Annotated in this window: 5 protein-coding genes; all 5 read right to left on the bottom strand. The window is 42.1% G+C overall.

Going from position 1 to position 13,114, the window contains the following annotated elements; genetic code table 11:
• The 5 genes from WN948_RS10060 to WN948_RS10040 all read right to left on the bottom strand — a co-directional run bounded on the left by WN948_RS10060 (position 1) and on the right by WN948_RS10040 (position 13,110).
• Positions 1 to 729, bottom strand: coding sequence for a hypothetical protein (locus WN948_RS10060; RefSeq protein ID WP_342304068.1), 729 nt, complete (start codon positions 727 to 729; stop codon positions 1 to 3).
• 39 nt (positions 730 to 768) lie between these two features.
• Entirely contained in the window at positions 769 to 5,748 is a 4,980-nt protein-coding gene (locus tag WN948_RS10055) for a hypothetical protein (RefSeq protein WP_342304067.1), read from the bottom strand.
• Between the two features lie 288 nt (positions 5,749 to 6,036).
• Entirely contained in the window at positions 6,037 to 12,081 is a 6,045-nt protein-coding gene (locus WN948_RS10050) for a hypothetical protein (RefSeq protein ID WP_342304066.1), read from the bottom strand.
• A gap of 94 nt (positions 12,082 to 12,175) precedes the next feature.
• A complete protein-coding gene (locus WN948_RS10045) occupies positions 12,176 to 12,757 on the bottom strand; it encodes a nitroreductase (protein ID WP_342304065.1) in 582 nt (193 codons plus the stop codon).
• Positions 12,758 to 12,768: 11 nt separating this feature from the next.
• Positions 12,769 to 13,110: a ferredoxin-thioredoxin reductase catalytic domain-containing protein gene (locus WN948_RS10040; RefSeq protein WP_342304064.1), complete on the bottom strand. Its 342-nt coding sequence runs from the start codon at positions 13,108 to 13,110 to the stop codon at positions 12,769 to 12,771.
• Positions 13,111 to 13,114: the final 4 nt, after the last annotated feature.

The raw sequence follows: 13,114 nt of genomic DNA, 5'->3' as shown, positions 1-13,114 counted from the left end.
TTATATTATGAACGGTGCTTCAATATCGATTTCTTCATCATAGTCGTAAACATTGATCTTGTTGTGTATAATAACAGGAGATCTCATACCCTGTACTTTCATCTGTATATCAATATAAGTCTCAATAGAAAGTACACGGTAAGTGTCTTCATCAATGAGATATCTCACGTAATAATCACGTAATTGCTCATCTCCCTGAAGATCCAGACCTACTTTTTCAGCTTCCTGTATCAATGTTGCCTGATCGGGAATTGCTGTGAGCACTATGCCTGAATCAATCCTTTCCATACTGAGATTGGTAGAATCTGCCAGAAGGAATTCGTTCTGAGATAACTGGTCATTACTATCCCAGGTTTGCTCATCCAGATTTCTGGATTGCCACGTTCCAGCATTTTCTCTCATGTATGCCTTCTCATCAACTACCATCATATCAATGGATCTGTCAGGTGAGAAAAAAGTGATATCCATTTCCCGATCAACATAACCAACATAGCCACTTCCATTTAAAGGAGAGATTGTTTCCCCAAGAACTGTAATATCACTGCTCATGTTGAATTGATAGGATGTGATATCCTCAGATACATGTATAACTCTTCCTGCAAGATCGTATGGATCATTGATCTCCCTGTACTCCGCGTAATAGTAGATACCGGACAAAATCAAAATGGAAATAATAACAAGAACAACATATAGTTGCTTGTTACCAGTTCCTTTTTCTGCTGTTGACAATCAGATCACCTTATTGCACATAAATTACCACCTTCCACTTTATCCCTTTCTCCGCAGAACTACAATACCAGCCAGCAGTGCTACTATTCCAATAACAGGCATCCAGAATGTATTGGATGTATCACCATCATCAGGTACACCTTCATCGTCAACAGGATATGCCGGAGTATCTACCGGGTCTTCAGATGACACAATATCAATATCATCTTCATCTGACATATATCCCAGTGGAGTGTCATCTTCCGAATCAATGATACCATCATCATCGGTGTCCTGATCATATGGATCAGTACCCATTCTTCGTTCTACAAAATCAAACAATCCATCACGGTCGGAATCTAGTGGACCGTCATCATCACTGCTATCAGCTGATGCAACAACTTCAGTTCTTGCTCCTCCTGAGAGTCCGTAAGTACTGAAATGAGAGAGATTGGCCCACATATAACCTTCGTATTCCCTGCCGCCAATGACATCATTATCCGTATTTACTCCAAGACCATTTACCCAATCCATTTCAGTGCTCATCTTTTCCCACTGAGCGCTAGTCTCGTTGTACCAGATCATTGAAAGAGTGGATTCGTCAATATCACCAACATCATTGCCATCAAGGTCACCTGTCCTGTCAAGATCACGACCAGTGTAGTAGATAACGATCATGGCACGCTGAATATTGTTGACAGTTCCGTTCATGACATTCTCACTGACATTGATATCCACATACCTGACACCAAGATCATCTGAGGATAATCCGAAACTCAGATTATGAGGAAGTTCATCTTCATCGTATTGGTTCAGTTCTATTGAAGGCCTGACCGGATCTTTAAGCTCGACCATCACATACAGCCCCATCTTGTCAATGGAGTCTGCTTTGAACAAACTTACTGCATTCAGATATTCCAGACCATCGGAACCGGTCTTGAACAACTCAAGTACTTTGTAATGGTCACTTGGATACGGATGTGAGAGCATAACCACAGTCTGGTTATCTGACCAGACACCATACTCCACTGCAAACCGATCATAGACCGATCCCTGCATATCAGAAAGTGTACCGGGAGCTACAGAAGCAAGTATATTCATGGTGATATTACCTGCTGTGCTATTATCCGTTCCGGGACTTCCGACAATCAGGATGTTCTCTTTGTCAGAATAGTTCCCGAGATCCTCAGGCTGGAAAACTGTCACATTGGTGTACTTTTCAAGGTTCTCTATTAGCTCGAGGGTATCTTCATCCTCATCATAGCTTGCCCAGATCCGTTCAACATTGGATGCAAAAGAATATGGGTCCTCTGAATCGTTCAGACCATTTCCATCCGTATCACCATTTGTAGGATCAGTACCGTTCATGAGCTCGAACAAATCAGATAATCCGTCACCATCAGTATCGTTACTCCTTGGATCGGTCATGTTATCTATTTCCTGACCATCGAGTAAACCATCACCATCAGTATCATTGAGGTACATGCTGGTATTATAGTACACTTCATAACCATCAAGCAATCCATCACCATCAATATCAGGATTACATGCATCACAACTCCAATAATCTTCACCATCACCCCAATAATCTTCCTCGCCATCTGGTATCAGGTCGTCATCTGTATCCGCATCTGTCATACTTGTACAAGTTTCCTCTTCCTCCTCATCAGTGAGCCCGTCACCATCGGTATCGTTGTTGTTTGGGTCTGTACCATAATTAAATTCATCCATATCGGATAAAAAATCACCATCGGTATCTCCCATTAATGGATCAGAGCCAAATATTATCTCAGTGTTGTCATCCAGACGATCTCCGTCAGTATCACAGTCAAGAATATCTGTTCCCAGATTGATCTCCATCAGATCACTCAGGCCGTCATCATCCGAATCTGTGTCCCGTGGATTGGATGAATTACTGTACTCTGCAAAATCGCTCAGACCATCATAGTCAGTGTCTTTGTTAAGAGGTTCACTGTCAACACGAACAGTATGTGTTCCTGTCCCATTAGTAAACGTCACATCCCATCCGGCAGTTTCAATTACATCCATCAGGCCTTCACCGTCAGTATCGGTAGTGTTGGTCGGTGACATCGGGTTAAGATTACTCAGATATTCCGCCTCATCTCCAAGACCATCCCTGTCACTATCCGGTGACAAAGGATCGGAATAGACAGTCATATTAAAAGTCTCATTGCAATAGTTGAAACTTATCTGCCATCCACTTATCTCCAGATAATCAGACATGTTATCGTTGTCAGTGTCATTATTTGACATGTTCGTGCCATATATGAATTCCATCCTGTCATTAAGTCCATCTCCGTCCTTATCGGAATTTGAAGGATCTGAGTTTATGGAATTGAACTCAAAAGTGTCACTCAAGCCATCACCGTCTGCATCCCATGACCAGGGGTATGGATCATCACCGTTGGCAAGACCATCGTGATCATTGTCCAGTGAGGAGAGCTCGCTCCATCGCACAAGACCATCTAAATTATTAGGAAGTATATCAAAGTAGAGAGTGTCCATTAAACTGCGGGTTGAATCTATTTCTTCCACTGTAGTATACTTATAACCATTCCAGAAGTCCCATTCGATCTTGCGATCCGTATATATTATTTTATAATCTGCTTCGAATTCAAGTCTAAGAGGGAAATTAATATTAGGAGAGTCTGGTTCGATCCATGCAACGGTCTCATAGGTAGTGTTCTGCTGATTAGGATATAAATTTTGTATAGCTACCGTATTGGTATAATCACCATAGTCTGCTAGCCAGTAAGCCCATGGGGTTTGTGAATCCCCCCAGCGACTGTTCTTGTAGTGAGGAACTATATAACTATCCTGGACATTCTGCCAGGTACCATCTGATGTTTTTGTGATCGTTCCATTAATATAACTCCTGAAAATTATCCGGTCCCCATAATCCAGTCCATTGCTTTCGTTATCCCTCATGTCAAGTGATGTATTGATCATACCCAGTGAACACTCCGTATTCGGATATGTTTGATGGAATTTATCAACAATCCATGAGACAAAGTCTGAGAAACCTATTCCAAATATTCCCAGGATAAAATCGGTCAAACCAACAAGTCCCAGAATAATACCACCCACAAGCGCAATTATCCATCCTACTGTAGGTATTGCTGCACATACCAGAAGGAGAACACCAATACTAAGCATCACAGCCGCATATGCAACCATTAGCGTAGCATAAATAGCACCCTGGAAAGTTCCAGTATTTGACCAGCCCTCGCTCATGGCGATATTAAAGAATCCCCACAAGGCAAAGCCAACGTCAAAGACAAAACCCGCGATCATGGTGATTATGCCGATAACACCTAGTACCTTACCAAACCCATTCAGGCCTTTAGCAATACTACCAACCACCCCGAGGGTTTTGTTGAGAGACTGACTCGTGGTCAGAAGAATCCCTAAGAATCCTTTTACTGTTTCCAGAACATATTTGGTGGCAAAGAACGCCCTGTAAGCCACTTCCGTTGCATTTGAAACAAGATCCATAAATGCAAAGCTTACAAAAATAACATTTCCTGCCCATGATTGGATATCATTGAGAATATCCATTTCCAGCGGATATTCAAAGGATAGAAGTGTTCCACCAATCTTTACGACCTTTGATTCACCCACTGCCCATACAAGTGACAGAGCCATAACCGATTGGAGAGAGTCTGCATTCATATTTACTGCATTACCCCAATCCTCGAGTTCGCCAAACATGGATTCAGAATCTACACGGGAATTATCTGTGGTATTGTACCAGTTTGTCTGCAGTGTCTTTAAAGAAATAACAGGTTCGCTGCTCATATCTACTGAAATATCATTTCCAACAATGTATGAACCTGAGCCCATATCAGACAGATCAGATATTGTGAAATTATTCTGGATTGCAGAAATAACAGGAAGTATGTGACCATCTGGAAGAGAATCAAGGGCATTTGGCGTCATTTCGGTGGTTAGTCCCTGTAATCCCAGATCACGATGTGCAAAACTTTCTATGTCAGATGATATGCTAATACTATGATTGGAAAGTTCCAGCGGCATATCCTGTACGGTAGACTGATTATTTCTCAAAAATGAATATGCCATCATGAAATTAGTGCCAATGCTCTGGTTAATGTTGTCAGTATAGAAAACACCGACATCACCTCCATAATTCTCTTCTACACTTAAACCTGTCAGAGTGAAATCTTCCCTGTAGGTTATAAGGGTTGTAGTGGATGTGCTTATTGCTCCAGTATTCTCATCCTGACTATCTGTTTTTGCCTGCACAAGCCACAGAAGACTTGCATTTATACTAACGTCGGTCGTACTGGACTCCGGGTAGAACATTTTTCCAGCAAGAGCAGTTTCTCCACCTATACCATTTACCTGGAATAGTGGAACATATACTCTGTCCCCGGAAATTCCAAGACCATAATCTTCAACGTCTGACTGCTCTGGAACGTGATCCATAGTAAGCTCCAGAAGAGGTACGATCTTCAAGTCATCTGTAGAACTGTCAAGGTCCTGCATGGTGCTTTTATTATCAAAAGGCCAGTCCAGTTCCTGATAGGCAAGTCTGACATGGCTGGGACTTTGCGGAACAAGCTGGAAATCAATATAAACCGGATTTCCATTGGTTGAAATATCAAAATTGAAATAATCGTAACTTGTTGAACGTGCAAAAGGTGAAGGATCTATATTATCCTCTACACCATCATCGTCATTATCAAAATCCCATATGTTGGAGACACCATCAGAATCAATATCAAGAGATAATACGTCTGTTACTTCGAAGTTATCAGTAAGACCGTCATAGTTCGAATCCATCTCAAGAGGATCAGAAAAGTAAAGTACGGATTCATTGTAGTCGTCTAGTTGGTCAAGATCGGAATCAGTGTTACTAATATTAGTTCCAAGTATCGATTCAACGGCATCAGGCAATCCATCGCCGTCTGTATCAGTTGGATCGGTTGTAACAGCTATAAGTTCCAGAACATTTACTCCGCTAGCTGCAGGAGTTTGCATTTTTATCTGGGAAAACATCGATAATGCTGTGACCGTGTCCTGTGGAATATAAGGATTGTCTTCATTGCTAAATATATCTTCATTGCTGGCTGCGACAGCAGGGTAGAATTGAGCTCCTAACAGCGTTACAACTATAAGTATCTGAAATAGAATATTTTTGGTAATGGTGCCACCTTCTCAATATAAAAAGGAAGTCCCGTATAAGTAATTTGCTGCATGTTACTGTATGCCACGCTGTATTTTTGAAAAAATAAACAAGTATAGGCTGATTTATCAGCCTACTCCTGATACTTCTAAGAATTTACCTTACTCCTTTTTCCGCAACGCTACAAAACCAGCCAGCAATGCAATAACTATGAACGCAAGAATCCAGAACAGCATAGATGTACTTTCAGCAGGTGCACCTCCATCTTCTGTTGACATTGCCTGAGTGTCATCCTGTGTGTCTTCCATATGATCTGATACTGACTGGTCTCTATCCTCATCAACGACAGACATGTAAGAAACTAGTGGATCATCATCTTCCGAATCAATGATACCGTCACCATCAGTATCCGGGTTGAAAGGATCCGTACCCATTCTTCGTTCTATGAAGTCATACAAACCATCACGGTCGGAATCCAGAGGACTGTCATCGTCATCTGTTTGCTCAACATTTTCAGTTCTTGCTCCTCCGGAAAGACCATAAGTGCTAAAATGAGATACATTAGCCCACATGTAACCCTCGTATTCCTTGCCGCCAATGATGTCATTATCGGTGTTTACCCCGATATTATGCACCCAATCCATACCAGTGCTCATCTTTTCCCACTGTCCGCTGTCCTCATTGTACCAGACCATCGAAAGTGTGGATTCATCGATATCATCGACATCGTTACCGTCAAGATCACCGGTCCTGTCAAGGTCGCGTGCGGTATAGTAAATGACTATGAGAGCACGATCGATGTTGTTGACAGTTCCGTTCATGACATTCTCGCTTACATTGATATTCAGGAATTTAACACCAAGGTCTCCTGATGCCAGTCCGTAACTCAGGTTGTGAGCAAGTTCATCTTCGTCGTACTGGCTCAGTTTTATAGAAGGCTTTACAGGGTTTTTAAGTTCAACCATCACGTAAAGTCCCATTTTATCAATGGAATCTACCCTGAACTCTTTTACAGTATCCTGATATTCCATTTCCTGGGGACTCGTCTTGAACAATTCAAGCACTCTGTAATGGTCATTAGGATACGGATGAGATAGCATAACAACTGTCTGATTATCAGACCACACATCGTACTCCACAGCAAACCTGTTGTAATCCGATTCCTGCATTTCAAGGAGTTTCTCCGGCGTAACGGATGCAAGTATGTTCATAGTGATATTGCCTGCCGTGCTGCTGTCCGTTCCCAGCCTTCCGACAAACAGGATATTTTCTTTATCGCTATAATTGCCGATATCTTCAGGCTGGAAAACTGTCACATTGGTGTACCTTTCAAGGTCATCGACCAACTGCAGAGAATTATCAGTCTCATCGTAACTGACCCATATTCTTTCGGCATTGGTCGCGAATGAGTACGGATCTTCGGAATCGTTCAGGCCGTTTCCGTCAGTATCCCTGTTAGTAGGATCGGTACCGTTGTTGAACTCGAACAGATCCGTTAGTCCGTCACCATCGGTATCATTACTCTTCGGATTCATCCTGTTGTCGACTTCCTTACCATCAGGTATGCCATCCTTATCAGTGTCATTGTTCCTTGCACTGGTATTGTACAGCAGTTCAAGACCGTCAAGTAGGCCGTCGCCATCGGTGTCGGAATTGTTAGCAGAGCCAGTTTCATTGACCTCTGTCTTATCAAACATCAAATCTCCATCTGTATCAGGATTGCGCGGATTGGAACCGAAGTCTTTTTCTTCCTTATCCGTAAGGTCATCTTCATCGGTATCCTCTTTTGTAGGGTCGGAGCCAAAGTCAAACTCTTCATCATCAAAGAGACCATCACCATCAGTATCAACCACTTTCGGATCACTTCCAAAAATAATCTCGGTCATGTCATTAAGGCCATCACCATCGGTATCGTAGTGAGTAATATTTGTTCCAATGGTGAATTCTACATAGTCACTCAGACCATCATCATCGGTATCAACGTCATTCGGGTTGGAAGAACTGTTGAATTCCTGCAGATCGTTCAGACCTTCGAAGTCCGTATCCTTTACAAGAGGCTCACTTTCAACATGAACAGTGTACGTACCTTTTGAACTGGTGAAAGTCACATCCCATCCTGCGGTTTCATTATTGTCAAAGAGACCATCACCGTCGGTATCTATAGTGTCGGATACGTTGCGTGGTGGAATATCCGTTATTTGAGAGAATTTCTGTATGCGGTTTCCAGCAGTTCCCCAATAACGAGATCCTTCGCTGATATAGACATTCTCATCAGCATCAATTGCGATACCTGTGGGATTAGTGAATTCACTATCGTTTACACCGAACTGGCCCCATCTGGTAACGAAAAATCCATCCGAGCTGAATTTCTGAATGTGATGATTACCTGTGTCAGCAATGTAAACATATCCCTTTTCATCAACTGCAAGTGCTTCAGGCCATGAGAAATTGTGATCCGAACCTCCTTCGCTTCCCCATCTCTTAACAAACGTTCCGTTAGGATCGAACTTGAATATACCGTTGTTATGCCAGTCATACCCGTCCGTCAGATAGAAATAACCATCCTGAGAAACGGCCATTGTTGAAAAGCTTTCAAATACCTTGTTTCCACCTGTAAATGTCATGTTCCCGACTAATGTTCCGCTTGAATTGAAAATATCAAATAATCCGCTACGGAGTCCAACATATGGTACACCATTATAGATGTAGATGTGTCCGTCACTGGTAATTCCAAAGCCACGATCCGAGCTTACATTCCATGAAGAGAGGAAACTACCATTTGAATCGAATTTCTGTATGATTTCTGAATAAAAGTTGTTCTCTACGGACATACTTCCAAATGCATAGATATTATCATCCTGATCCACAGCAATATCAATCATATGCAGACTGGAATTTTCACCAGTTATTGGTGTCCATTTGCTGATGAAATTGCCGCTGGAATCAAATTTCTGAATGCGATGATTACCTGAATCTGCAACGTAGACATATCTTTCAGAATCCACTGTCACTGCCACAGGACTGTTGAATTCCCCATCATCGGAACCTTCACTGCCCCATTTCGTCTCGAAATTCACATATGTTATATGTTGAGGATCAGCTACATCGGCAACACCATCACCATTCGTATCTGCTGACATCGGATTCAGAGAACTCCAATATTCCATCTGGTCATCAATACCATCGTCATCGCTGTCCATATCAAGAGGATCGGAGTGAACGGTCATGTTGAAGGTCTGATTACTGTAGTTGAAGCTAATCTCCCAGCCGGTGATCTCCTTGTAATCCGACATGTTATCGTTGTCAGAATCAAAGTCTGTGAGGTCTGTACCGTAGAGGATCTCCATTCTGTCATTCAGACCATCTCCATCCTTATCGGGGTTGGAAGGATCGGAACCTGCCGAGTTGATCTCAAAGGCATCGCTTAGTCCGTCACCATCGGTATCCCATGCCCATGGATACGGGTCATCATCGTTACCAAGACCGTCAAAGTCATTGTCTAATGAGGAGATATAATACCAGTCTGCAAGATCACCTACACTTCCGGGAAGGACATCAAAGTAAAGTACATCCACTTCACTTTTGACAGTACCTGTTTCATCAACAAGGCTGTATTTGTAACCGTTCCAGAAGTCCCATTCAATTTTACGTTCCGTATATATCACTTTGTAATCCGCTTCAAACACAATCGGGAGTGGGAAGTTACCTGCACCCGATGCAGGTTCGATCCATGCACCAACCTCATAGGTGGTGTTCCTGTAATCCGGATTTGATTCAACGGTAGACACTAAATTGCTGAAATCACCATAAGCCGAGCTCCAGTAGAAGTACGGAGTACTTTCATTCGCCCACATCCACCGCCTGACTTTGTAATGCGGAACAATGTAACTATCCTGAACATCCTGCCAGGTACCAGACGACGTACTTGTAATCGTTCCGTTTATATAACTCTTAAAAATTATCCTGTCTTTCGCACTCAAGCCGTTACTGTCGTGGTCTTCCATATCAAGTGATGTATTAATTATATCCAGAGAATGTTCCGTATTCGGATATGTTTGATGGAAAAGGCTTACAACCCATGCGGCAAAATCAGCGAAACTTATTCCGAAGAAACTAAGTATGAAATCAGCAAGAGCTACAAGTCCAAGAACTATGCCGCCTACAAGTGCGATTATCCATCCCACATAAGGTATGAATCCGCACGCCAGAATAACGGCGCCAATGGCAAACATCACAGCGGCGTATCCCAGCATAATGGTAGCATAGACCGCCCCCTGCAAAGTACCAGTATTTGACCATCCTGTTTCCATTGCTATCTTAAAGAAACCCCATATCGCAAAAGTGGCATCAAGTACAAACCCGATCACCAATGTAATTCCACCAATTACAGCAAATACTTTACCCAGACTGGATGCACCCTTTGTAATACCATTAGCTATTTTCATAGCTCCATCCCAGCCTTTACTGATAATATTCGCAAGGACATACACCCTGTATGTTACTTCCGCCGTATTGGCAATTATATCTATTAAAGTAGTAGTAGCAAGGAAAGCAGTACTGGTCCATAACTGGACATCACTGACAACGTCTATTGCGTGCTGGTCATTGAAACTAATCAGTGAATCACCAATCTTTGTAACCTTTGACTCACCTGCACTCCAGACGACTGCCAGAGTCATTAAAGATGACAGTGCATCCTCATCTACATTAACCACATTACCCCAATCCTGTAATTCACTTAATATGGAATCAGAATCTGCTGGGGTGTTATCTGTTGTATTGAACCAGTTGGTCTTCATGGTCTTTAAAGAAATGACCGGTTCACTGCGCATATCTATAGAAATATCATTGCCAATTGTGGCAGAGCCTGATCCAAGTTCATAGAGATCCTTTTTTGAAAAATCATTCTGCAACGCAGTTATAACCGGAAGAACACGATTATCAGGAAGAGAATCCAGAGCATCGGGTGTCATTCTGGTTGTAAGACCTTTTAATCCGAGATCACGGTGTGCAAAACCCTCTATGTCAGATGAAATGCTAATATTGTGACTGGAAAGCTTCTGGGACATCTCCTGAACGATAGACTGGTTGTTTCTCAAAAATGAATATGTGAGCATAAAATTGCTGGCTATGCTCTGATTAAAATCATCGGTGTAGAAAACTCCAACATCGCTACCATAACTTTCCTCAACACTGAAACCGGTTAGGGTAAAATTTTCCCTGTACGATACAATAGTGGTGGTGTCTGTGATTATTGTATCGTTGGTCTCATCCAGGCTGTCGGTGTTTGCCTGTACAAGCCACATGAGGCTTGCATTTATATGAATGTCAGTGGTACTGGATTGTGGATAGAACATCTTTCCTGCAAGGGCAGTCTCCCCTCCTATTCCATTGACCTGGAAAAGCGGAACATATGCCCGGTCCCTGGAAATACCGATACCATAATCTTCAACATCCGACTGCTGCGGAACGGAATCCATGGTCAGTTCGAGAAGTGGTATGAGTTTCAGGTCATCCCGGGAATTATCAAGATCCTGCATTGTACTCTTGTTATCATAAGGCCAGTCCCATTCCTTGTAGGCAAGTCTTACATGACCAGGTACTTCTGGAAGAAGCTGGAAGTCTATGTAAACGGGATTACCGTTTGTCGTAAGGTCAAAATTAAAAGTGTCATAACTGATAGACGATGCAAAAGGTGAAGGATCGACATTGTCTTCTACACCATCGTCGTCATTATCAAAATCCCACACATTGGGAACACCATCCGAATCAACATCAAGGGAAGATACATCCGTAACTTCAAGATTATCAGGAAAACCGTCGTAGTTAGAATCAATTTCCAGAGGATCAGAGAGGTAAATCACTGTTTCGTTATAATCATCAAGCTGGTCAAAATCAGAATCGGTATTATTAAAATCAGTTCCAAGAACAAGTTCTACGGAATCAGGTAAGCCGTCTCCATCACTGTCACTGGGATCAGTTGTAAGATTTATGAGTTCCAAAACATCCAGTCCATTATCAGATGGAGTCTGGGTTTTTATCTGGGACACCATCGATAAGCTCATAAGGGTATCCTGAGGAATATAGGAATCATCTTCATTGTAAAACAGATCTTCATTACTTGCAGCTACTGCCGGATAAAACTGAGCTCCTAATAATATGATAACAATAAGTAACTTGCATAAAATAGATTGATTAATGCCCACCGTATCACCATATAATGTTGGTGGCAGATGCAATATATAGTTGCTGTTGGCTCAAAATAAAATGAATGAAAAGGTTAATTAAAAGATAAAATACTTAGTTCACCCACACAATTTCAGGTTCTTTTTTAGGGATCTCTCCAGGTTCTGCTAGAGGATAACCAAATACGATTGGTGCAATTACTCTGTAATCAGGTGTAATCCCCAGTTCTTCGAGTAATTCAAGATTATCCTGAATGAAACACCCGGTTCCTATCCAACAACTACCAATGCCCATAGAATGAGCTGCAAGCATCATGTTCTCAGCACACAGAGAACAATCGTAATCCGTAGTGAAACCTGCATTGTTTCCAAGAACAATTACAAGGACAGGAGCATCGTAGAAGATGTTAAAATCTTCTTTTGCAAGTTCTTTCTTGAACGCTATAGCTGCATCATTTGTAGCCTCGCCTAATTGAGTAAGAAGGCGCGGTTTACAATGATCTGACATTCTCATCATCATTTCACGATTCTTAATCACAACAAAGAACCATGGCTGGCTGTCGAAACCGGAAGGTGCATGAACACCGGCATCAATTATCTTCTTGATGTCTTCGTCACTTACCTCCTTATCAGTATATTCACTGATACTCCTTCGTGTCTTTATATTTTCAATTACGCTATTTTTCTCCACACCCATTAGAACAACTCCTATTTTTTTGATTCAAGGAACTCTTGCAGAGATATCTGCATAAGACTGTCCGGGTCTTCAATATCCTTGTGTACATAAAGACCACACCAGCAGCGCTTCATCGCATCATAGTGTTCCCTGTGAAAAGGTATACATGGACAGACGAGCTTCATATCATGCTCTCTTTCACCTGTAAGACCCTGACAGGGACAAAAAGGACTGCCTTTTTCTTTTTCGATGTTAACTTCCTGCTCAAGTAAGAAATCAACCAGTTCAGTGTCAGGACTGATTTTGTATCCCAGAGGATCTACAACCTTTGAGAACATTGCCCTGAGTTTCTCCTTACGCTTTTCGTTATCCATCTTT

Source organism: Methanolobus sp. ZRKC5, from assembly GCF_038446525.1.
Taxonomy (GTDB): domain Archaea; phylum Halobacteriota; class Methanosarcinia; order Methanosarcinales; family Methanosarcinaceae; genus Methanolobus.
Note: the sequence above shows the minus strand (reverse complement) of the source record. Positions and strands in the feature narration are given on the sequence as shown.

Excerpts from the sequence above, each read along its gene's own strand:
- WN948_RS10055 (WP_342304067.1), bottom strand. The coding sequence starts at position 5,748 with ATGTTTTCCCAGATAAAAATGCAAACTCCTGCAGCTAGCGGAGTAAAT.
- WN948_RS10045 (WP_342304065.1), bottom strand. The coding sequence starts at position 12,757 with ATGGGTGTGGAGAAAAATAGCGTAATTGAAAATATAAAGACACGAAGG.
- WN948_RS10040 (WP_342304064.1), bottom strand. The coding sequence starts at position 13,110 with ATGGATAACGAAAAGCGTAAGGAGAAACTCAGGGCAATGTTCTCAAAG.